Genomic DNA, 23,797 nt, shown 5'->3' with positions numbered 1-23,797 from the left:
TTTGCCACAGATTAAAGGGATTAAAAAGATTTTTTTTCTACTGTGTGTTTTTTTTGCCACTAATTACACGAATTTTCACGAATTTATTTTTCACGCAGATTTGAAAAGATTTAAGCTGATACTCGCAGATTTATACAATTCTGAATCAAAATTAAAAATCTGCCTAAATCTGCAGAATCTGCGTGAGACAAAATCATTTTAATCCTTTAAATCTGTGGCAAAAATTTCCAGTTTCTTAAAAAAAGAAATTCGTGAAAATTTGTGTAATTAGTGGCAAACTTTTTTTTCATACTTTAGTACAATCAAAAATCATAAATATGTTTCAAAAAATTACTCTTTTAGCGCTTGTATTAGCTGTTGTTTCCTGCCAGAAAAAAGAATCAGTAGAAAAAGATAAAATCAAAATTGCCGACTGGCTTATCGGAAACTGGGAAAATACTTCTCCAGACGGTGTTTTAACGGAAAACTGGGAAAAACTAAATGACAGTACTTTCAACGCTTATTCTTATTTTATAAAAGGAAAAGATACTTTACATTTTGAAACTATTGTTTTGGCTCAAAAAGGCGAAACCCTAACCTATTTCGCAACCGTAAAAGGACAAAACGAAGATAAAGCCGTAGCTTTTCCATCAACTGCAGAATCTGATAAACAATTGGTTTTTGAAAACGCAAAACACGATTATCCTCAAAAAATCACGTATACAAAAGGTGCAAATAATACTTTAACTGCTGAGATTTCCGGGAAATTGAATGGGAAAATGAGTTCAGAGAAGTTTGTAATGACGAAGAAATAATTTAATAAAGCAGAAAATAAATTATATCCAGAATTTGTGCGAGAATTAAATACTACATTCAATAATTCTGAAACTATAAAGTTCTAAATGAAAAAATATTTTATTTTATTTTTAGTTTTGTTTTTCATTCTCAGTTGTAGTAATAAAACTCAAAATACAATTGAAAATATTTTCGACAATTTTTCATTTAATACTACATTATCAAATAGTTCCGAAATAATTATCAAAGTTTACGACTCGACCATAACACACAATCGATCTGGAAATCTTGAATCTCTTGTTCCATTAAAAGAATGTAAAACAAAAACCAATCAGCAAATTCAAAATTTCAAAAATATTTTCGAAAATGCTGAAAAAACTGGTTATTGCTGCTGTCCAGTAAGTACTTATTCTATTCTTTTTTTTAACAAAAAAGACACACTTGCTCTTTTCTATGTTGATACCCTTGAATTTAAAAATAAGGTACGAATCTTCGAAGGAAGTTTTCAATATTCATATATCATTGAGAAACAAAAGTGGAAAAATTATCTTAGCGAGATAGAAAATTAAAATGTCTAATTTTAATTAACCAGATTTATAAAGTTGAAGTTTTTACTAATTTTAGATGCATTTTTCCTTGAAATTTTAATTCAAAAAAAGAACCGGAGGTTCGATAAATTTTGTAGAGCTGGACTTTAGTCCAGTTTACAAATCAACCAGCAAAAAAACCTACTCATTCTCCCCAATCTTATTCACCATAAAAATCATCAAAATACCTAAAAGCGCCATAATCAAAAACGCCCATTTCATACTTAGATATTCAGAGATAAAACCAACCATTGGCGGAACTAATAAAAATCCAAGATAACCAATAGTAGATATTGAAGTTAAGGCAGAACCGCTGCTGAGTTTTGAAGATCTTCCGGCAATGCTAAACACTAGCGGAACCACGCAGGAAACCCCAAATCCTATTAAAACATAACCAAAAATAGTTGGGTAAGCATATGGCAGAATAAAACAAAGAGCGAAACCAACAGTTATTAAAATACCGCTGTAAAGCAGGATTTTTTTAGTTCCAAATTTCATTACACCATAATCACCAAATATACGCCCTAAAGTTACCGCAGTCGCAAAAAATACAAATGCTGCGCTGGTTAACTTTGGCGAAGCCTTTAATATATTTTCAAAATAAATTCCGCTCCAGTCGTACATCGTATTTTCGCAAGCCATTGAAACAAAACAAATAAGCGCAAACTTTACAAGGTTTTTTTCCGGCATCGAAAAAAACTTCTTTTTAACCGGTACAGGCTCATTATGAATACTCAATGGATAAAAACAAGCTGTAAGAGCCAGCATAAAAACACTTACGCCCAATAAATGATGTGATGGTGCAACATGCTGTGTAACCATCACATAACCCAAACCAGCCCCCGAAAAAACAGCAATACTCCAAACTGCATGAAAACGGGTTATAATTGATTTTGGATATAATTTTTGCACTTCAAGAGATTGTGCATTAATCGATAAATTGAAAATATTTCGGGAAGCACCAAAAATTAAAAGTATAATAACCAGCTGCCATACAAAAGCGGCTAAACCCGGTAATGACAGCACAATATTAAACATAATTGCTCCTAAAAGCATAATATAACGACTGCTGTACTTATTTAATAACTTCCCTGTAAATGGCATTGTAAGCATTAAACCTATTGGAAATGCAAATAAAACAGCTCCAAACTCGGCTTCGCTTAAATGCAATTGCGCTTGTATGTGCGGAATTCTGGATACCCAGGAAGAATAGCCAAATCCGGAAAGGAAAAAAAACACAGTATTTGCTATACGGAATCCACGAGGTGTATTTTGTATTTTTTTGAAGAAAGGTAAAATCATGAAGTCTGTTTTTCAGATTGCAAAAATAAAGCTTTTAAAGAGAATTATTGTTCATTTTACATTTAATAAAAGCCTGTAAATTTCACTTTTATTCCTTCCATTTTCTCTTATTCAATGTTTATATTTTTTTAAAAAATAGATTTCTAACATTAAATTTTAAAAATATTTTCTTTAAAAGTCCCGTATTTGTTGGTAAAGAGATTAAAATTTCTAAATTTGTGTTGTTTTTATTTATTCTAAATAACAAAACATATCCAAAAAAAAGAATCCAATGAATTATTCAAATGTCAGCTTTAAACAGATCCTTACCAAAATCTGTTTGTTGCTATTCTTCAGCTGTAATGTATTTGCGCAGCAAAACTTAGGTAAAATTAAAGGAGTAATAACTACATCTGACGGAGAACTTGCCGTTGGAGTTAATATCATCCTTAAAAATTCAAAATACGGCACAATTACTAATGAAGATGGTGCTTTTGAATTTAACCGCATAAAACCAAATACTTACACACTGCAAGTTTCGCTGACTGGATATGAAACACTAGAAAAACAAATAAGTGTAACTGCTAATGAAACAACTTCTCTTAATTTAAAATTGACTGTTTCTAACAAACAATTAAAGGAAGTTATCATTACCGGTAACCGAGGAAAAGCTTTTCCTAAGCAAAGTACCTATGTATCGAAGCTTCCACTTAAAAACATTGAAAATCCGCAGGTTTACAACATCGTTTCATCTGAATTGATGAAAGAACAAGCGATTACGAATTATGAAGATGCGTTGAAAAATGTTCCCGGAATTCAGAAATTATGGGAATCTACAGGGCGCGGCGGCGATGGAGGCTCTTATTATTCGCTTCGTGGTTTTGAAGTTCAGGCTAATATCGTTAACGGATTGCCGGGTTTGACAAGCGGAACATTAGATCCTGCCAATATTGAACGCATTGAAGTTATAAAAGGGCCGTCTGGAACTTTATTTGGCAGCAGTTTGGTAAGTTACGGCGGACTGATTAATACGGTTACTAAAAAACCGTACGAAGGTTTTGGAGGTGAAGTTTCCTATCTTGTTGGAAGCTTTGGTTTGAACAGAGCTACAGCAGATATCAATACACCTCTGGATGATAATAAAAACATTTTATTTAGAGTTAATTCTTCTTTTCAAACAGAAAACAGCTTTCAGGATGCTGGTTTTCGAACTTCTTATTTTATAGCTCCAACTATCTCTTATAAAATAAATGAAAGACTCTCTTTTTTACTGAATACAGAATTTATGCAGGAAGAAAAAACAACGCCGTCAATGCTGTTTTTAGGAAGGGATGCCCCTCTGCAATTTGCTAATCTAGCCGACTTAAATTACAATACTAATTTGTCATTTTACAGTGATGATTTATCGATAAAAAATCCTCGATTCAATTTACAGGCGCATATGAATTATAAGATTTCATCTAAATGGAATTCACAAACTGTATTTTCAAGAGGAAATTCTAAATCAAACGGCTATTACTCCTATATTTATGATAATGAAGATGGAAACAGGGATTTTGGCTTATGGATTACTAAAGAAAAATCACAAACTTCAACCACAGATATTCAGCAAAATTTTATAGGCGATTTTAAAATTGGTCCTATGAGAAACCGTATTGTAATTGGTTTTGATTATTTTAAAAGAGATGTAATTTTTGCAGGTACCGGTTATGCAAAACTTTATAATCTTACAGCACAAGGCGAAGTGAGACAATTTAATGATCTTAATCCAAATTACCTAACTGTAGAATCTGTAGATAAAGCTTTAGCTGCAGAAGCTGGACCTGATTATCACTCTAAAGATGCAACTTATAGTACTTACGTATCTGATGTATTAAACATCACTCCTACTTTATTGGCAATGGCAAGTTTAAGAGTTGATTATTTTGATACTGAAGGAAATGTTAAAACAGCCGATGACAATTATAATCAAACGGCTTTATCTCCAAAATTTGGAATTGTTTACCAGCCAATAAAAGATCAGTTATCTGTATTTGCCAACTATATGAACGGTTTCAGAAATATTGCACCGTCGGCGATATATGATAATGACGGCAATTTTATCAGATCTCAAACTTTTGAGCCTGAACACGCTAATCAATTAGAAACCGGAATTAAAACAGATTTATTTTCAGATAAATTAACTGCAACTGCAAGTTTTTATCTTATTAATGTTGCCAATTTAGTTACAAGTAACCCAATGTACAGCGCACAAGGCGGTGAAGCCAGAAGTAAAGGTTTTGAATTTGATTTGAACGCTGCTCCTGTAAAAGGTTTAAGCATTATTGCCGGATACAGTTACAATGACAGTAAAATTACAAAAGGAGATCAAGGAAATGTTTGGTTAGATCAAGGGCAAAGACCTTTCTGGGCAGGACCAAAAAATTTAGTAAATCTTTGGGCAAGTTATAAATTTAATGAAGGTTTATTAGAAAATTTTGGTCTAGGTTTTGGAGGAAATTATGCCAGCGATAATGCTATTTTAGATAGTTCTGTAACCGGAAAATTTATTCTACCAGCATATACAATTATAAACGGATCTGTTTTTTACAATTCAAATAAATTCCGCGTAAGCTTCAATGTGAATAATATTGCAAACAAAGATTATTTCAACGGAGGCTGGTCAACATTGAACCCGCAAAAACCAAGAAATGTTGTAGCGAGTTTTGCTTATAAATTCTAAAATAGTTAGTTAGACTGAGAAAAGTGAAAAGTTTGTCAGGCTGAGCAAAGTCGAAGCCCCGCGTACTGTAAAGCCCTTCGACTTCGCTCAGGGTGACAGCTCAATTTCATTCTAATTAAATATCAAAAAAGGGACTAATAAAAATTAGTCCCTTTTTCATTATTCTAAAAACTTTGTAAGATCATTTTAAAATATTATTAATAATTAATCTAAATAAGCATTGTGCAACGAATATTAAATAGTACATTTGTGTCACAAAATAATAACCTATAAATCAAAAATTCTGAGTGTTTATCGGGATTTTTTCAATATTAATTTTAAATCATATTATCATGAAATCAAAAACTTTTAAATTAATAACATTTGCATTTTTAATGCTTTTTGCAGCACCTCAACTTTTTGCTCACGCGCTTTGGATCGAAACTAAAGCAACCGGAACAAAAGGAAAAGCACAGGAAATTTCAATTTATTTTGGAGAATTCTCTGAAAATGACATTACAAAAGCAGACAAATGGTTCTCTGATTTAAAAGATTTTACTTTGATATTGGTTTCTCCGTCAAAAAAAGAAACAAAACTTACTTCAAAAGCCTTAGATAATAAATATCAGGCATTTTTTACTCCAGATGAAGACGGAGTTTATACCATCGTAATGCAGCATACAGTAAAAGATGTTTACGGTACAATGAAATTAGATTACAACTCAAGCGCAACTGTAGTTGTTGGAAACAAGACCGCAGGAAACAGCATTGCATCTAACACAAATAAAATTGCTGTTTTCTCAGAAAATGCAGATGCTGCCAAAAAAGATACTAAAATTACCGGAGTTGCATCTTATGAAGGAGCTATAGCTAAAGAAACTAAAATTAAAGTAATTGCTCCAAATGGATGGGAAAAAGAATTATGGACAAATGAAAAAGGTGAATTTTCTTTTACACCAATCTGGTCAGGAAATTATATGGTAGAATATGCTCATACTGATAAATCTTCCGGAGACCATAACGGTAAAAAATACGATGAAATCTGGAAAATGGCTACTTACCTAATTACAGTTAAATAATTTTCAAAACTTTTTTAGATTTTAATTTTCGATTAAACCTTGCTCTTTTGGGCAAGGTTTTTTTGTTTTATATAATATCGAATCATAAACAATTAAAGTTACAAAAGCAAAATCTTAAGACAATCTTAAGATAAAACTAATACAACTTTAAGCAAGATAATCATCTCATAATTTTTTGTTAAGGTGTTGTCAGTTCTATATTTGTACTCGATAATTTTTATTGAATCTAAATAAATACCATGAAACATAATTTAATTACATTCTTAGCCTTACTATGCTTTGCTTCTTCTTATAGCCAAAACTATACAAGTACAGAAAACAGTACAGCAGCCGATACTGTAAAAAACAAAAAAGGAGAAATCCTTAATGAAGTTTTAATCACGGCAAATAAACCTAAAAAGCCAGTTGAAGCAGCACGTTCAGGTATTAAAGTAATGGACTTGCCACAAAGCGTTCAGGTTATTGGCAGTGAAGTAATCGAACAACAACAAGCAATTAGATTAAGTGAAGTAGTAAAAAACCTTAATGGTGTTTATGTAGGATCTGCTCGTGGTGGTGCGCAGGAATCATTCTTTTCAAGAGGATATGATATGAGTGCTAACAATATGTTCAAAAATGGTTTTAGATATAATGCCGGTTCTATACCTGAAGTTTCTTCTTTAGAAAAAGTTGAATTTTTAAAAGGAGGTTCAGCTTTATTGTATGGAAATGTTGCTCCTGGCGGAATCATGAATTTAGTTACCAAAACGCCAAAATTTACAAGCGGTGGAGAAGTTTCTATGCAAATGGGGAGTTACTCTTATTATAAACCATCTGTTGACTTTTACGGACCTTTAAATAAATCTATTGCTTACAGATTTACAGGATCTTATGAAAATTCAGAAAGCTTTAGGGATTTTGTAAAGAACGAACGTATTTATATAAACCCTTCTTTCCTATTTCATATTTCAGATAAAACCCAAATTACATTACAAGGAGATTATCTAAGTGCTGACTGGACTCCGGATTTTGGAACTGGAATTTACGGAAAAACAATTTTAGACTTACCTCGTAACGAATTCTTCGGAGCACTTTGGTCTACTGCAAATACTAAATCTTCCAGCGCTTCTTTATTATTTAATCATGATTTTAATAAAAATTGGAAATTAAATTTTAATTCTTCTTACCAATCTTACAGAAGAAAACAAACTTCTACAGCCCAATTAAGTACAATTGATGCAAATGGAAACTGGAAACGTGGTTTAACAAAAGCGGATGCTGCCGAACAAATATTTGGAGACCAATTAAGTTTACAGGGAAATTTTAATACCGGAAGCATTAAACATCAAATATTTACGGGAGTGGATTATGAAAATTCTCTTGCACCTAGTTATACTTTTGGATTTTATGCTCCTGGAAAACCTGCAGACCTTTTAACAACAGAAGCTACGGCTATAAATTTATATACTTACGATTATAACACTCAAAGTACTGTTATTCCTTATCCAACAAGAACTACACAATTAGCCAGTACAGAAACACAGCGTTTTGGAGCTTATTTTCAAGATTTAGTTTCGATTAATAAATACATTAAAGTTCTGGCAGGATTACGTTGGTCGTGGCAGCAAAGTGAAGTTACCACTACAAAAGAAGTGATTGAGAAAAAGAATAATGTAAATTTCATTACAACTGCTTACGAAGATGCAATACCTGTAACTGGTGCAAAAACTATAAGCAAAGCTTTTTCGCCTAAAGCAGGATTGGTCGTACAGCCAACTAAAGATTTATCGTTGTTTGCGAGTTACTCAAACTCTTTTACTCCAAATACAGGAACTACAGTAGATGCAAAACCATTAGATCCATCTATAATAGATCAATATGAAGTTGGTGTGAAAAAAGATTTTTTTAGAGGTCTTTTGACTACTAACGTAACACTATATCAAATTACCAATAATAATTTAGCCCAAACAGCTCAATATTTATCAGACGGTGTTACACAAAACGTTAATACTAATCTAAAAGAATTAGTTGGAGCTACAAAAGGAAAAGGAGTCGAAATAGATATTACTGCGACCCCCGTAGAAGGTTTGAACATTATGGCTGGTTACAGTTTTAATGAAACAAAAGTATCTAAATCATCTGGTACAAGCGGAAGCCTTGTTGTTGGAGATATTTTAGCAAGAACTCCAAAAAACACTGCCAATTTGAGTTTTTTCTACAAATTGCCTAGCGGTTTATTAAAAGGAGTAACTTTTGGAGCGATTGGAAATTATGTTGGAGATCGTACAGGAGGTTGGAATGATGATTATTTATGGACAGAAAATACACCTTCAACCAATCCAAAAACATATACGGTAACAATTAGAGATCGTGATATTCCTTTGGAAGGTTATGTTACTGTAGATGCTTCTCTTGGGTATGAATGGAAAAAATTCTCCATCTTATGCAGATTATCAAACATTACAAACGAATTGAATTATACCGTTCACGAAAATTATAGTGTAAACCCAATTGCACCTCGTCAAATTATGACAAGTCTGCGTTATAAATTCTAAAATTTTGAATTAGATTTTTTCCATTCTGCATTTTCTGATTATTAAAAATTAGAATGTTTTTTGGAAACTTTAAACCTCATCTTGCAAAAGGTGAGGTTTTTTGTTTTGTTAAAAAATGTATCTCTTTTTATAAGTACTTTTGTTTGTATAAAACATAAAATCCAAATATGTCTGATTCTACAAAAAACCAATTAAAGAAAAGTTTAGGTCTAAGTTTTAATATTGCCGTTTTAATTGGAGGAACAATTGGAGTTGGAATTTTACGCACGCCAGGCTCGATTGCAGATTTATTAAATAATTACTGGCTTATTCTTGCATCTTGGCTTTTTGGCGGTTTGTATATTTTATTTGGAGCGAATTCGTATGCAGAACTTGCTACAATGTTACCAAAAGCCGGAGGGTCTTATAATTATATCAAAAGAGCTTTTGGTGAATATGCCGGATTTTTATCAGGCTGGTTTGATTATATTACAAATGCTATTCCGCCTGCATTTTACTGTATTGTAATCAGCGAATATATGATTATTTTGTTTCCTGCTCTTGCTAATTATTCAACAGTAATGGCAATTTCCTTATTAGCTGCTTTTGTATTGATTCATTTGAGCGGTGTAAAAAACGGAAGCGTAATTCAGCAGATTACAAGTCTCCTGAAAGTAATTTGTTTTGTGGCTTTGGTTGTAGCGTGTTTTATGTATTCGGGCGTTGAAATTGCTCCAATTAAAACAGATAATTCGTTTTTTCAAATCGGACTTTTATTCGGATTCTTTAAATCATTACAACTTATCATAGGAACTTATAATGGATGGAACGCGGCTTGCTTTTTTGCGGAAGAAAATGACGATCCTGGTAAAAATATTCCGAAATCATTATATAGCGGCGTTATTCTCGTTGTTGCCATTTATGTTTTGGTAAATGCGGCCTTTTTTCATGTTTTACCAATTGAAACTTTAGCCAAATCCAATCTGGCTGCCGCCGATGTTGCTAAAATTCTATTTGGAGAAAACGGCGCTATTATCGTTACGGTAATTTCGATATTTTCTTTAATCAGTATTTTGAATGCTTTTATGATGATTCCGCCAAGAATTCTTTACGGATTAAGCCGAGACGGATTTTTTATCGAAAAGGGAACTACTGTAAATAAAGGCGGAACGCCAATTGTGGCACTTTTGGTTTCATCTATTTTCAGCTTATTGCTAATTATTTTTGTTGGCTCTTTTGAAGTTTTGTTTGGATTCGCCGCTTTTATTTCCATTATCGTTTGGGGACTGGCTTATCTTTCACTTTTAAAATTAAGAACTTCTGAGCCAGATTTACCAAGACCTTATCGTTCATTTTGGTATCCGTGGACTACAATAATTGCTATTATTGCTTCAATTGCTTTATTGGGTGGGTTTATTTACAGTGATCCAAAAAGTTTTATTGTTATTTTGGGAATAACTATTGTTTCTTATCCTTTGTTTTTGGTTATCAAGAAGAAAAAGTAAATATTGCGCATAAAAAAAACTAACAGGTTTTATCCCGAGGCTTCGGGACTGTTAGGTTTAATCATTTATCTTCTTGCCTTAAAATAGTCTTCAAAGGCATTACAACCAAAAGCTAACCTGTCATAATCATATTCATAATTTAATTCCAAATCCTTATAGTATCTATTTTTATTCCAAAGAAAAGTTTCATAATTTTTCTTTGGTTTATTATAATCATCCGGATATTTATGAGCTAATTTATTTGCCTCGCACCTGGCCATCATAGTTAGACACAAAGCTTTAAACTTAGCTGTTTTAGCATTTTTATACGCCTGTTTATAATATTTTTTTGCCAGATTGCATTCATAATATTCATTGTTATCTTCAATAGGAAAATCTCTAATATCAGTTGTTTCTCCTTGTCCGTAACGTCTCATTTGCCAAAGGCTTCCATAAATACTCATGTTATAGTAGCAGTTGGCAACCAAAAAATTATAATAGTCTTTATTTTTCTCTTCAGGACTTGAAGCTTGTTTTAAATACAAAATTAATTTTTGAGTTATTGCATATTTATCAAACCTAAATATTTTTTTTTGCACAACAAATTCTGGCGTGTATTTTAAAACAAGAAAAGGGTCTTTTAATCTATTGTCACAATTTTCTTTTTCCCACAAACAATCAGAATAATTAATTTCTTTATATGATTTGTTATCATTTTTTTCAAAATAGGACAAAGCCTGTTCTAATTTATTCTGACGAATGTATTTTGTGCCTATTAAATCGTAAAGTCTTGGAATTTCTTTTTTAATAAAACTATGTTTCCAAGCAGAAAATTTATCTGAATCTTTTTCACTTTTTACAGTTTCATCAATTATGGTTTGAACTTGTTCCGGAGAATAAAAAACATTGATATACGTAAAATAGTCCGAATAATAATCTGTGTAGTAACCAACTTTTGCCTTAGAACTTTTCCAATAAGCATAATTATAATAATTATAATTATCTGGATGTTCCTCTAATTTCGAATATAGAAATGAAGCATCAATTCGATTTCCTTTAAATTCTAATTCTCTTCCAATAGCAAATAAAAATTTCTTGTGGTTTTTATTTTTTAGCAAAATAGGTTTAACATCATTCAGAATAACTGCTTTTTCGGTTTTTTGATTTGCTGTTAATGCCAAAGCTTTAATAATCTCAATTTGATTATAAATTGAATCTTTTTTAGATATGTTTTTCTCTAATTTTGAAATTTGATTTAAACAACCCTGATTATCCTTTGTTACAAATGACAAATAAGCTTTGCAAGTTTTCCAAAAAATAGGATTTTGTACTTTTTTTAAATTAAGGTTCTTGATAAAATCCAATACTTCACCAGCATAAATTCGGTCCCTTTCTACACGTTTCATAATTTCCTTGACCGAATTCTTTTCATTTTCATCATAAGATACTATCGATGGATTAAAAAGAGAATAATAAGGTGTAAAAACCCAGTCTTCAATTTTATTGACTTCTCTTAATAGCAAAAATGAAAGTCCATCCAATTCAGGATTGTATTTATAAACCTGTTTTAGATAATCAAGCGAACGGTCTGCTTTTTTTATTCCACCAAGTAAATAAACATTCGCTTTTTCCTTATTTGTTTTAGCGTATTTTAAAATTGCTTCAATTGGAATTTGTGAATTAAATGCAGATGAAACTACAAAACGCTTATCCGGTGCATTTGCAAAAACCTGCGAGGCATAAAAACTAGCAACAGCTTTATCTGGTTCTGCAAACGTCCTGAAGTACAAACTCCAATATTTTAATATATTATCTTGTTTTTGAGTTTCGAAAACCTTAGTATATAAAGTTCTGATTTTTGGAAAATCTCCATTGTAATACGCTAATCGTATGGCTAAAAAAGTATATCGTTGTTTAAGGTTTTTGTTTTTAATTGAATTTGAAACTAAAATTGCCTCATCAATACATTTTGTTCTGTTTTCAACCTTTAATGATGCAGGATTATGCTCCCAAAGATTCTCATTAAAAATATTAAAAACTTCGCATTTTTTGGCAAATTTCAAATAATTGACAGCGTCAATATCTTTGATTTTATAAAGGTAACGAAGCATTTCATTTGTACTTTTATCTGTAATATCTTCTAAAGTAAAATCAAACAAAACCTCTTTTATCGATTCTAGAGAAACTTTGTTTCTGCAATATTGCCTCCAAAGTTTTTCATTTGCATCCATTTTTATTATTCCATCTGCAAACTTTTGATTTGGACCAAAAGAGTCTGAAGAATAATCAAAACCAGAATACCAGTAATAGTTGAAGTTTTCCGGATTAAAAAACGAAAAACGAACATCTTCGCCATAAGGATAAAATCCGCAGGCAAAAATAGCATTACTTGCTAAAATTAGTATAAAAACCAGAAAGTGCTTCATCGTTGTATTTACTTAATTGTTCTTCGTCTAAATGAAATAATGTTACAGTTGTTTCAGGATCAAAAACAACATTTTTCTTGATAATTTCAATGGCTTGGTTTATTTGTTCGGGAGTCAATACTTCATATTTAATTTTATCCCCTATTCTTAAATAAAAATCGCCTGCAAGCTGGTCTTTTGTGACTTCATACCACAATGGTTTTATTTTTTTTAATGATTCTGAAATTTCCTTTTGATTGTCATAAATTACTTTTGAGAATTTATTATTCTGATACAACTGCATCCAGGAATAAGTGGGCAATGCAATATCGAGATGCAACGGATATTTTTTTTCTTTATTAAGATAAAGACCTAATTCCTTAAGGTCCAGAATAGAATTTTTAGAATGATTTTCCAACGGGTTTACTAAATTATAACACATCAAAGTTGCTTTGTCGACCGGCGGAATTCCCATTTTTTCAGGATATTTATAAGGATACAATCGTAATGTACAACTTATTTGCTTTTTAGAAATCGCTTTTAATTTCTTCAAAAAATAAAAGTAATTCTCTTTTGTTTTTAAAGTCCAGTCGCAATCCATTTGAAATTCAGTAATAGTATTAGCCTTCTCAAAATTCTCTTTTGTGTATTTATTTATAAGAAAGTTTACATTATCTGCCAAAGTATCCATTCTTTTTTCATTGGTGTTTTTAAAGACTTCGTTTTTTATGTATACAGTAGGAACAATAGTTAGTATTTGTTCTCCATAATAGCGCAAAGATGTTTTTGAAATAGGAAAATCTCCATAATTTTCATCATGATCTACTTCAAAAAATTTGACATATAGCTTGTTAACTTGTAAATCGTGCATTCTTGCCTTTTCATTGTCGGATAACTGCCAAGAATTACTTTTCCAATAATAAAAAGATTTTTCAACGTTTTCTATTTTATTGGAACAACCCAAAAAAAGAGAAGAAATAAACACAAACAACACGATTTTTTTCATTCAGAAGTGAGATTTTATTTTAATAGAAATCGTATTAAAATTATATCATTTTTAAGATATAAAATTTAAAAAATGAAAATATTTTTTCGTGAAAATGACACCTATAAAAACAACAAACCCGACAGGTTTTTGAAACCTGTCGGGTTTAATTTTATTAATTAATAGAAAAATCTATTTCTTATTTCAAACCAGCCAAACTCTGCTCGATTGTAGCAATTTTTGCTAAAGCATCGGATTGTTTTTGTTTCTCTATATTTAAAACTTTTTCCGGAGCTCCGTTTACGAATTTTTCGTTTGAAAGTTTTGCTTCAACAGATTTCAGGAATCCTTTTGTATAATTCAATTCTTCTGTCAGTTTTGCGATTTCAGCTTCAACATCAATATTTCCGGTAATTGGAATGAAATACTCATTTGATTTTACACGGAAAGATAATGCTCCGTCAACTTTTGCAGAAACGTATTCAAAAGCAGAAACGTTTCCTAATTTTGTTACGATTGAATCAAAATGCGTTGTTAGATTTTCGCTATTGATTGCTTTTAATTCGATCGTATCTTTAAATGGGATATTTTTGTCTTTTCTGATAGTTCTAATTCCAGAAATTACTTCTGTAATATTATCAAAATCAGAAATTAAATCCGCATTAAACGATTTTAATTCCGGCCATGCTGAAACAATTAAAGCTTCTTCCGGAGTTCTGTCAGCAATTAACTGCCAAATTTCTTCCGTTAAGAAAGGCATAAATGGGTGAAGTAATTTTAAATTACTTTCTAACATTTCAATTGCTTTATCAAATGTTACTTTATCAATTGGTTGTTGATACGCTGGTTTGATCATTTCTAAGAACCAAGAACAGAAATCATCCCAAACCAATTTATAGATTGCCATAAGAGAATCTGAAATTCTGTATTTCTCAAAATTATCTTCAATGTCAACTAAAGTCTGCTGCAATTTCGCTTCGTACCATTCGATTGCCACTTTTGATGATTCCGGTTGTGGAATTGTTTCTGAAACTTCCCATCCTTTAATTAATTTGAAGGCATTCCAGATTTTATTTGTGAACGATTTTCCCTGAAGACATAATTCTTCATCAAACATAATATCGTTTCCTGCAGAAGCGCTTAAAAGCAATCCTACACGAACACCATCTGCACCAAATTTATCAATCAAATCTAAAGGATCAGGAGAATTTCCTAATGATTTAGACATTTTACGACGTTGTTTGTCACGAACTAAACCAGTCAAATATACATTTGTAAAAGGTTTTTCACCTGCATATTCGTAACCCGCAATAATCATTCTGGCAACCCAGAAAAATAAAATATCCGGACCTGTAACCAAGTCATTTGTTGGGTAATAATATTTATAATCTGCACTTTCAGGATTCATTATTCCGCCAAAAACTGACATTGGCCATAACCAGGAAGAAAACCAAGTATCTAATGCATCAACATCCTGTGTTAGGTTATTAATTGTTAATTGTTGATTGTTAGTTTTTTCTTGTGCTAATTTTAAAGCGTCTTCAATATTTTCTGCAACTACGAAATCTTCTTTTCCGTCTCCGTAATAATAAGCCGGAATTTGTTGTCCCCACCATAATTGACGAGAAATATTCCAATCGCGAATGTTGTTTAACCAATGCGCATAAGTGTTTTCAAAACGTTTTGGATGTAATTTAATATCTCCTGTTTCTAAAACCGATTTAATGGCTGGTTTTACCAATTCTTCCATTTTCAAAAACCATTGATCTGATAATCTTGGTTCGATTACGGCTTTTGTTCTTTCAGATGTTCCTACTTTATTTAAATGGATTTCGGTTTTTGCCAAAGCTCCAATTTCTTCCAGTTCTTTTGCAATTTCAGTACGAACTACAAAACGATCTTTTCCTTGATAATGCAATCCGAAACTATTTAATGTAGCATCTTCATTAAAAATATCAACGATTTCAAGATTGTGTTTTTCTCCTAAGGTTTTATCGTTCATATCGTGTGCAGGAGTTACTTTTAAACATCCTGTTCCGAATTCTACATCTACATACTCATCTTCAATAATTGGAATTACACGGCCGCAAATAGGAACGATGGCGCTTTTACCTTTTAAATGTGTAAAACGCTCGTCGTTTGGATTGATACAAATTGCAGTATCTCCAAAAATTGTTTCCGGACGAGTTGTGGCAATGGTCAAAAATTCCTCAGTTCCTTCGATTTTATATTTTAAGAAAAATAATTTTCCTTGTTGTTCTTCGTAAATAACTTCCTCATCAGATAAAGTCGTTTTAGCTTCCGGATCCCAGTTTACCATTCTATATCCTCGATAGATCAAACCTTTGTTGTATAAATCAACAAAAGAACGAATTACGGATGCAGACATATCTGGATCCATCGTAAATTTAGTACGTTCCCAATCGCATGAAGCTCCAAGTTTTTTAAGCTGATCTAAAATTACACCCCCATATTTATCTGTCCATTCCCAAGCATGTTTTAGGAATTCTTCACGAGTTAAATCGTTTTTATTAATTCCTTCTGCTTTTAGTTTTGCTACTACTTTTGCTTCAGTTGCAATTGAGGCGTGATCCGTTCCCGGAACCCAGCAGGCATTGAAACCTTTTAAACGTGCTCTACGAATTAAAACATCCTGAATAGTATTATTCAACATATGTCCCATATGCAAGACACCAGTGACGTTTGGAGGCGGAATTACAATAGTATACGGCGTTCTATGATCTGGTTCTGAATGAAAATAGTTGTTTTTCATCCAGTAATCATACCATTTATTCTCAATCGTCTTAGCGTCAAATTGTGCTGGAATTGTCATTTAAATAGGTTGTTTTAATCGTTAATTCGTTTAATCGTCAATTTGTTTATTTGTTCAATCTTTCCGAGTGGTTCGGTTAACCGATTAAACTGTTAAACAAATAAACTAAAAACTTTGGTTCAATTTTTGTAATTGTAATTGACAGCAAAAGTAAATAATTAAGTACACTATAAAAAGCGAATTAATAATTTGTGTGTTAATTAAAAGAATGTATATTTACTTACAACTTAAAAATAATTTCAAGATGAAAAATGTTGCCTCTTTTATTGCTGTCGTATTGTTTAGCGCAATAGGTTATGCACAAAATGGCCCAAAAATTGAATTTGCAGCCCCGGACAATACAATTGATTATGGAAAAATTTCTAAGACTGATAATGGAGTTCGCTCCTTTGAGTTTACTAACACCGGCGATGCTCCGCTTTTAATTATTGGTGCAGAATCGACAGTTAGTTCTATAGTTGTTACAAAACCTGCTGCAGCTGTAATGCCTGGTAAAAAAGGAAAAATTGATGTTAAATATAACATGGCAGCCGGGCCAATTCGTAAAACAATTACGGTTGAAACCAATGCTGTAAATTATCCTGATGGCCGCGTTGCCTTAAAAATTAAAGGTGAAGTTTTATAACAAAAATAAAATCTAATAAATAGTAAAAGCCGTTTCTTAAATTTAGAAACGGCTTTTTTTATGATGAATTAAAGTCACTTTTTGATGATTTTGTCATTTCGACGAAGGAGAAATCTCCGCAAGTAACTCCGCAACGAGTATCCAATCTTTGTCGAGCTTCTCGTGGAGATTTCTCTTTCGTCGAAATGACAATATTGTGGCTATTTTTCTGTTTTCACAGCACATTCAGCTGCATCAAATTTATATTTTACACGATCAAAATCGATTGGCTGGTCTTTTACTAAGTAAGTAACTCCCATTGTAGTCTGCATTGTTCCGTTTCCTAAAATAAGCTGTTTGTCTTTCTTTAAAAATGCCATTGGATTTTTAAACGTTTTGTCTTTAGTTGCTAAATCCTTAAAAGTATAATCCGCGAATAAAGTATCTCCATGAAATTCGCCTTTAATTTCACCCGTTCTTACAGTTGAAGGCGCAACTTTCATAATCATATTTCCACTTAATTTTCCATTTTTTAAAGTGTTCAGCTTTAATTGAAGAGTATCTTTTTCATATATGGCCTGATAACACTCCGTTTTTACAACTATTTCAGATTCAGCTTTTGCTGCTTCAGCTTGTTTTTGCTTTTCTTCATTTTTACAGCTTTGAAATCCAATGCAGATAACTACCAGACAAGGTAAAACTAGGTTTTTCATATTTCAATATTTTGTTTCAAGGTTATTTTATAAAATTAAATAAAAAAGAAGCCAAAATAAAGGCTTCTCAATTAAATTATTTGTTTTCACAGAATTTATAAATTCTTAATCACAAATTCAGATCTTCTATTTAATTCATGTTCTTCTTCAGAACATGCATCATCGGTTTTACATTTTATAATTGGCACCGATTCTCCGTAGCCTTTAGCAGAAACCCTTTTGGCATCAATTCCGGATTGTATGATAAATTCTCTGGTCGAATTGGCTCTCTTTTGAGATAAATTTTCATTGAATTTTGCATTTCCACGAGAATCTGTATGCGAACCAATTTCGATTACCATTCCCGGATATTTATTCATCAGTGCTACAACTCTTCCTAAAACAACTTTTGATTCTTTACGAATGTACCACATATTGTAATCGAAATAAATTGGATCTGTTTTAATAATTAAACGATCTTTATCTCTTACAACATCTTTTTCCTTCTCTAAAATTTGTTTTACTTTTTCGTTCTTTTTGATTTCTGCGGCAGCGATTTCAGCTTCTTTTGCCTTTTTCTCTTTCTGCTTTAATTCAACAGCAGCAATAACTTCTTTTTTCTTGTTTTCTTCTTCTATAATAATTTCCTGTTGTCTTTTCTTTTCTGCATTTTCTTTTTCTTCTAGTTTGATTTTTTCTAAAGATTTTAATGCTAAAGAAGCGTCATTTTCTTTATCCCTGATATTATCTAAAGTTACCGTTTTAGATTCATTTGTATATTTTTCTTTAAAAGCCGAAACCTTATATGAAGCTTCACATGGAACTCTAAAACTAAACTTTCCGTCTGCAGAAGTTGTTGCTGTATTCAGGGTTTTATTATTTGAATCCTGCAGTATTACGGTTGCATTTTCTAAAACCAATTTAGTGTCAATATCTGTAATAACACCTGTAATCAACTGATGACAATCTTCAACAATTAAATCTTTAGTTTCTTTAAATTGATAAATATCGTCGCCTCCCTTTCCTCCTTCTCTATTTGATGCAAAATATCCTTCTTTGGTTTCCGAATCTATATTGAATGCAAAATCGTCTAAGTTTGAGTTTAACGGAAGTCCAATATTTATTGGTTTTGAATATTCATTTCCGTTTATTTCAGAAACAAAAACATCCAGAGATCCGTAACCTAAATGTCCGTCAGAAGAAAAGTAAAGTTTATTATCTGCGGAAGCAAAAGGAAATTGCTCTCTTTTATTTGTATTAACTTCAGGACCTAAATTCTTAGGAATATCAAATGCACCTTTGTTTATGTTTACCGAATAAATATCAAAAGAACCTATTGAACCCGGCATATCTGAAGCAAAATATAACACTTTTTCATCAGCACTAAGTGCAGGGTGTTCTACGGAATAATTTGGACTATTAAAAGGTAACGATGTTATATTTGTCCATTTTCCTCCGACTAATTCTGCCTTGAAAATTTGAAGGTTTGAAATTTTCTTTTCGTCTTTCTTTTTCTTTCCGTTTTTAGAATTATTTCTTGTAAAGTAAATTGTTTTACCATCTTTGGTAAAAATGGCATTTGATTCGTGCATTCCGGTTTTTAATTCTTTGGCAAAATAATGCGTAATAGAATCTGCTGCATTAATATTTTTTAACGGAACTGTAACCAGATTTAAATAGGTTTCGCCATCCCATTTAAATTTTTTATCGAATATTCCCGGCTTCAATTTAACGCCTGCAAAAACTAAATTGTCTTTGTATTTAACTGCTCCAAACTCAGAATTTGGTGTGTTTATTGGAAGATTTTTAATTTCAAATCTCTCTCCAATTGCCGAAACATTTTCTAAAGTTTTAACATCTTTTTCGAAATTAACAGTATCTTCCGGGTTTGATGATTTTGCATAATATTCTTTTAAAGCATTATTTGCATCATTGTATGCATTTGTAGCTTTTAGAGTTTGCGCGTATCTAAAATAATATTCTCTGTCTAAATTGTCATTATAATTTTGAATCAAAAGACGATAATAGCGCTGTGCTTTTACTAAATCATTTGTATAATAATAGGAATCGGCCAGGTTTTTTATTACTTCCTGAGATGGTTTTTCTTCGGCTAATTTTTCATATAAAACAATAGCTTCGCTGTAGTAAGTTCTATCAAAAAATTTCTTTGCCCTAATCAATTCCTGATCCTGGGCATTTATAAACTGTATTGAAAATACGAATATAATAACGAGTAGTTTTTTCATATTTTTCATTTTAGAAGAATCTTGGTGATTTATCAAATCCTTTACCTAATAAATCCAAATCAAAAAGCAGCATAATTTCATGTGTTCCCGAATTAAATTGACCTAAATTGGTAAGTGTATAATCGTATGCATAACCAACTCTTAAAGTAGGGGTTACATTAAAATTAAACAATGCACTTACCGAATCGTCAATTCTATAAGCCGCACCAAGTTCAAATTTTTCATTATATAAAACATTAGCTGTTAGATCTATTGAGATTGGTGCTCCTTTTACAAATTTTGTCATAAATGCAGGTTTCACTTTCCACATATCATTTACCTGGAAAACATATCCTGCGGTTAGAAAAGTGTGAATGTTTTCAGCTCCAAAAGCATTTACTCCCGATTTTTCTTCAATATATTTTGTCTTCAATAAGTTAGGAACCGAAAGTCCGACATATAGATTATCTCTAAAATAATAAGCTCCAACTCCAATGTTGGGTTTAGTGGCATTTATATTTTCGGCGAAGGCCATATCTGTCGCAGGATCATTAAACTTAAAACCATTAAAATTAGTCTGCATTGATGATAATCCAGCTTTAAGACCAAGAGAGAGCTTATTTTTTCCTCCTAATTTTAAAACGTATGCAAAATCAGCATAAATATTGTTTTCTTTTTTAGCACCATCACCAATATCATCTGATATAAAAGAGAGTCCGGCTTCGACTTTATCAGATATCGCCGTGTGACCAAAAAAGGTAAAAGTTTTTGGAGCGCCTACTGCGCCAACCCATTGTGTTCTGTACAATCCTCCAAAATTCATCATTGCAGGAACTCCGGTCGCATATGCCGGATTCACCACACTCATGTTGTACATATAATGTGTGTATTCAGGATCCTGCTGCGCAGAAACTGATGTTATATAGAAGAAGAAAGTTATATAGAGTATTATTTTTTTCATTTGAAATTTATATTAAAAATTATCGATTTAAATAAAGACGCCCTTGTTGAGGGGGTCTATTGTCTTTATTAAAATAGAGAATGTAAAAATATACTCCGTTTGGTGCTATTCCGCCGCCAATTCCACTTTGTTCGTAATTTATTCCATCCCATGCCGGCTTATTTTTAAAGCCTTTATACATTCCGTTTCCATATCTATTAAAAATTTCCAGTGAATAATTTGGGTATAAAAAATCGATGTCCGGAATAGTGAAAGTGTCGTTAATTCCGTCTCCGTTTGGCGAAAATCCGTCGGGAACAAAAAATGTATATTCCGGAGAATCACAAACTATTAATGAAACCGTAACGGCAATATTTTCTTGTGAAACACAATTTTGTGTCGGCGAAAAATCAAACCCATAATAAGTTGCTTTATCTACTAAAGGAGTTGAAGCCGAAAGCAAGTTTCCATTATTTGGTGCGTCATACCAAACTACTGTTGAAGGCGATCCAGTATTATTTGACAAATCAAGAATTGTAGGATTGTCTAAGCCGCAAAAGTTTTGTCCATCCTGATTTAAAGTTGGCGCTGGTATATCATTTATTGTTACAGTAATTTGCGTTGCAGGAGATACACAACCAGCAGCAGAAGTTTCCTTAACAAAATAATCTTCAGATTTTAAAACATATGTATTTGGAAGAGGTGTAACTTCGGTCGCAGAAATATACCATTTATATTGAGCTCCCTGAGGCTGCAAATTTGCAATAGTGGCTTGATCTCTTTTACAAAATTCCTGATTGTTTACTGATGGCGCAGCCGGAATTGGATTTAATATTAGTGTACCCGATATTCCTGTTACATCATTTTCACAGTTAGTAGTATTGTTTTTTATTTTAACAATGGAAATTATCGTATTACCAGAATTGACCAATAAAGAAGCAGGAACAACAAAGCTTGCACTTCCATTTTCTACAATTAAATTAACTGTTTCAACATTAGACGTGTTTCTTCCTGACAGTATATAAGACAAAGTAACATCCGTTAAAGTCTGTAATCCAAAAACATTAACCCTAACAGCTTCACCAAAACAAACAATTGGAATCTCAAATCTTATAAGTGAACCGTTTGGTAAGGGATTAATTGTAATTTCTCCTTTTAAATTAGCCGCATTAACACATTGTGACACAACGTGAGTGATTGCTGTAATGGTTACAATAGAGGTACCGCTTCTTGAGTTAAATATTTCAGGCACAACAAAACTTGCATTTCCTCCTGACATTCTAATTCTTGTAGCTTGCGAAGGTATATTATTCGCCCCTGATAAATTATAAATTATATCATAATCTCCATCAGCGAGTTTTACGGCATTTGAAATCTGAATTAATGCATCCTGATTTTGACAAGTCGCTACAGGATTAATTACAGCACCCTCTAAATCTGGAATTGGGTAAATGATAAGATCATCTGATAAGTTATTTATAATGTTTTGACACAATCTTGCGCTATTAGACAAAAATATATTCAAAATGTTTACTCTAAAACTTCCTGCTCTTTGAAAATAATCCGATTTAATTGGAAACGTAGCAACTCCATTTGTAAAAGTAGCAGAAACTGTTTCTATGGTACTCGATCCCAAAACATTAAAGGATACATAATATAATCCGTTCGGAATAGCTGTCGGTCCTCTTGTAATGGTTACTGTATAAGAAGCAGTTGGAATTTCTGTTTCACAAATATCTGAGTTAACTTCTACTATTGCGCCTGTAAAATCAAGTTTATTTTCAAGACTGATTCTCACTGTAGTTTGATCATCTGGACAAACAAAATCGCTAGAAGGCACTTTGTAAGTAAAATTATAATTACCCGACCCGTAAGTATTATATATTTTTTCAATATTGATATTATGATCCCCTGTAAAAGTTAATTCGTTAGTTCCGTTAGCTTCAACCCACGTTCCCCCTGCATCATAATCGGAAATTAAAGAAAATAAATCATAATTGGTGTAAGCTGACAAGCCATCACTTGCGCATAAACCTAATGGTATTGAATTTCCCGACTTTGGAGCTCTAAAAACAGATATAATTGCTGTTGAAGACATTGCAGGACAAGTACCAATTGCAGGCATAGTATATGTGAAATAAAAATCCCCTTCTAAATTTTCGACATTTATAGAAGAACCTATGTATTCATTTGTTGTATCATTATGCCATTGTCCATTAGATTGCGGTCCCAATTCAACACCATTAAAAGCCTGAAAAAGATTAAAATTAACGACAGAACTACAAACTGAAAAATTAGGTGATGTAACTCCAGAATAACCTCCTATCGTTACTGTAACAGTTGCAGAATTATCAACACAACCAGCATTTCCAGTAACTGTATAAGTATAACGATATATACCACTTGCTCTAATTACTTGGGCATTTAAAATTCCCGTTGCAACATTTAGTCCACCTGAAGAATTATCATCTTTCCAGGTTCCCCCTGCAACAGGAGATCCGCCTAGTAATGAGAATAAATTTATTGTTTTGCTGCTAGGATTAGGAATATCACAAACAGTGAAAGCAGCGTCATTCCCTGCACATTGAGCATTTACTATTTGAGGTAAAAATGATAAAAAAACAAAAAATAAAATTATACGTAAGAAATCATTGTATTTTTTGGCCATAAACTGCTATTTTTTGATAAACTTAA

At 32.0% G+C, this 23,797-nt stretch carries 15 protein-coding genes; 7 read left to right on the top strand and 8 right to left on the bottom strand.

Going from position 1 to position 23,797, the window contains the following annotated elements; all coding sequences use genetic code 11:
• Positions 1–317 precede the first annotated feature (317 nt).
• Both APR43_RS19190 and APR43_RS19185 read left to right on the top strand, forming a co-directional pair.
• Entirely contained in the window at positions 318–794 is a 477-nt protein-coding gene (locus APR43_RS19190) for a DUF6265 family protein (protein ID WP_053470962.1), read from the top strand.
• 87 nt (positions 795–881) lie between these two features.
• Entirely contained in the window at positions 882–1,343 is a 462-nt protein-coding gene (locus tag APR43_RS19185; RefSeq protein WP_053470963.1) for a hypothetical protein, read from the top strand.
• Between the two features lie 159 nt (positions 1,344–1,502).
• On the opposite strand, the gene APR43_RS19180 is transcribed toward APR43_RS19185, so the two are convergent.
• Complete coding sequence (locus APR43_RS19180; RefSeq protein WP_053470964.1) at positions 1,503–2,663, bottom strand: MFS transporter; 1,161 nt, start codon at positions 2,661–2,663, stop codon at positions 1,503–1,505.
• Positions 2,664–2,934: 271 nt separating this feature from the next.
• On the opposite strand from APR43_RS19180, the gene APR43_RS19175 reads away from it, so the two are divergent.
• From APR43_RS19175 to APR43_RS19160, 4 genes are all read left to right on the top strand, one after another.
• Positions 2,935–5,364: a TonB-dependent receptor gene (locus tag APR43_RS19175; protein ID WP_053470965.1), complete on the top strand. Its 2,430-nt coding sequence runs from the start codon at positions 2,935–2,937 to the stop codon at positions 5,362–5,364.
• Between the two features lie 332 nt (positions 5,365–5,696).
• Entirely contained in the window at positions 5,697–6,422 is a 726-nt protein-coding gene (locus APR43_RS19170; protein WP_053470966.1) for a DUF4198 domain-containing protein, read from the top strand.
• Between the two features lie 239 nt (positions 6,423–6,661).
• A complete protein-coding gene (locus APR43_RS19165) occupies positions 6,662–8,956 on the top strand; it encodes a TonB-dependent siderophore receptor (protein WP_053470967.1) in 2,295 nt (764 codons plus the stop codon).
• 167 nt (positions 8,957–9,123) lie between these two features.
• Positions 9,124–10,440 carry an APC family permease gene (locus APR43_RS19160; protein WP_053470968.1) on the top strand — a complete coding sequence of 439 codons (1,317 nt, stop codon included), beginning with the start codon at positions 9,124–9,126 and terminating at the stop codon, positions 10,438–10,440.
• 65 nt (positions 10,441–10,505) lie between these two features.
• On the opposite strand, the gene APR43_RS19155 is transcribed toward APR43_RS19160, so the two are convergent.
• From APR43_RS19155 to APR43_RS19145, 3 genes are all read right to left on the bottom strand, one after another.
• Positions 10,506–12,845, bottom strand: a complete 2,340-nt coding sequence (locus APR43_RS19155) for a hypothetical protein (protein ID WP_053470969.1) — start codon at positions 12,843–12,845, stop codon at positions 10,506–10,508.
• The gene (locus APR43_RS19150; protein ID WP_053470970.1) at positions 12,805–13,830 is read right to left on the bottom strand and encodes a hypothetical protein; all 1,026 of its coding nucleotides are present in this window, start codon (positions 13,828–13,830) and stop codon (positions 12,805–12,807) included. Before APR43_RS19150 ends, APR43_RS19155 begins: the two co-directional genes overlap by 41 nt.
• A 178-nt stretch (positions 13,831–14,008) precedes the next feature.
• Positions 14,009–16,642, bottom strand: a complete 2,634-nt coding sequence (locus APR43_RS19145; RefSeq protein WP_053470971.1) for a valine--tRNA ligase — start codon at positions 16,640–16,642, stop codon at positions 14,009–14,011.
• A gap of 244 nt (positions 16,643–16,886) precedes the next feature.
• On the opposite strand from APR43_RS19145, the gene APR43_RS19140 reads away from it, so the two are divergent.
• Positions 16,887–17,267, top strand: coding sequence for a DUF1573 domain-containing protein (locus APR43_RS19140; RefSeq protein ID WP_053471178.1), 381 nt, complete (start codon positions 16,887–16,889; stop codon positions 17,265–17,267).
• A 200-nt stretch (positions 17,268–17,467) separates the two neighbouring features.
• Here the strand turns inward: APR43_RS19140 and APR43_RS19135 are convergent, their stop codons facing one another.
• The 4 genes from APR43_RS19135 to APR43_RS19120 form a co-directional block, all read right to left on the bottom strand.
• Complete coding sequence (locus APR43_RS19135; protein WP_053470972.1) at positions 17,468–17,959, bottom strand: hypothetical protein; 492 nt, start codon at positions 17,957–17,959, stop codon at positions 17,468–17,470.
• A 95-nt stretch (positions 17,960–18,054) separates the two neighbouring features.
• Complete coding sequence (locus APR43_RS19130) at positions 18,055–20,184, bottom strand: OmpA family protein (protein ID WP_053471179.1); 2,130 nt, start codon at positions 20,182–20,184, stop codon at positions 18,055–18,057.
• A gap of 10 nt (positions 20,185–20,194) precedes the next feature.
• Positions 20,195–21,124, bottom strand: coding sequence for a type IX secretion system membrane protein PorP/SprF (locus APR43_RS19125; protein ID WP_053470973.1), 930 nt, complete (start codon positions 21,122–21,124; stop codon positions 20,195–20,197).
• A 19-nt stretch (positions 21,125–21,143) separates the two neighbouring features.
• Positions 21,144–23,771, bottom strand: coding sequence for a gliding motility-associated C-terminal domain-containing protein (locus APR43_RS19120; RefSeq protein ID WP_053470974.1), 2,628 nt, complete (start codon positions 23,769–23,771; stop codon positions 21,144–21,146).
• Positions 23,772–23,797: the final 26 nt, after the last annotated feature.

The sequence above is a fragment of the Flavobacterium sp. NLM genome (assembly GCF_002210235.1).
Taxonomy (GTDB): Bacteria; Bacteroidota; Bacteroidia; order Flavobacteriales; family Flavobacteriaceae; genus Flavobacterium; species Flavobacterium panici.
This window is presented reverse-complemented; position numbering and strand designations above follow the sequence as displayed.

Excerpts from the sequence above, each read along its gene's own strand:
- APR43_RS19190 (WP_053470962.1), top strand. The coding sequence starts at position 318 with ATGTTTCAAAAAATTACTCTTTTAGCGCTTGTATTAGCTGTTGTTTCC.
- APR43_RS19185 (WP_053470963.1), top strand. The coding sequence starts at position 882 with ATGAAAAAATATTTTATTTTATTTTTAGTTTTGTTTTTCATTCTCAGT.
- APR43_RS19180 (WP_053470964.1), bottom strand. The coding sequence starts at position 2,663 with ATGATTTTACCTTTCTTCAAAAAAATACAAAATACACCTCGTGGATTC.
- APR43_RS19175 (WP_053470965.1), top strand. The coding sequence starts at position 2,935 with ATGAATTATTCAAATGTCAGCTTTAAACAGATCCTTACCAAAATCTGT.
- APR43_RS19170 (WP_053470966.1), top strand. The coding sequence starts at position 5,697 with ATGAAATCAAAAACTTTTAAATTAATAACATTTGCATTTTTAATGCTT.
- APR43_RS19165 (WP_053470967.1), top strand. The coding sequence starts at position 6,662 with ATGAAACATAATTTAATTACATTCTTAGCCTTACTATGCTTTGCTTCT.
- APR43_RS19160 (WP_053470968.1), top strand. The coding sequence starts at position 9,124 with ATGTCTGATTCTACAAAAAACCAATTAAAGAAAAGTTTAGGTCTAAGT.
- APR43_RS19155 (WP_053470969.1), bottom strand. The coding sequence starts at position 12,845 with ATGAAGCACTTTCTGGTTTTTATACTAATTTTAGCAAGTAATGCTATT.
- APR43_RS19150 (WP_053470970.1), bottom strand. The coding sequence starts at position 13,830 with ATGAAAAAAATCGTGTTGTTTGTGTTTATTTCTTCTCTTTTTTTGGGT.
- APR43_RS19145 (WP_053470971.1), bottom strand. The coding sequence starts at position 16,642 with ATGACAATTCCAGCACAATTTGACGCTAAGACGATTGAGAATAAATGG.
- APR43_RS19140 (WP_053471178.1), top strand. The coding sequence starts at position 16,887 with ATGAAAAATGTTGCCTCTTTTATTGCTGTCGTATTGTTTAGCGCAATA.
- APR43_RS19135 (WP_053470972.1), bottom strand. The coding sequence starts at position 17,959 with ATGAAAAACCTAGTTTTACCTTGTCTGGTAGTTATCTGCATTGGATTT.
- APR43_RS19130 (WP_053471179.1), bottom strand. The coding sequence starts at position 20,184 with ATGAAAAAACTACTCGTTATTATATTCGTATTTTCAATACAGTTTATA.
- APR43_RS19125 (WP_053470973.1), bottom strand. The coding sequence starts at position 21,124 with ATGAAAAAAATAATACTCTATATAACTTTCTTCTTCTATATAACATCA.
- APR43_RS19120 (WP_053470974.1), bottom strand. The coding sequence starts at position 23,771 with ATGGCCAAAAAATACAATGATTTCTTACGTATAATTTTATTTTTTGTT.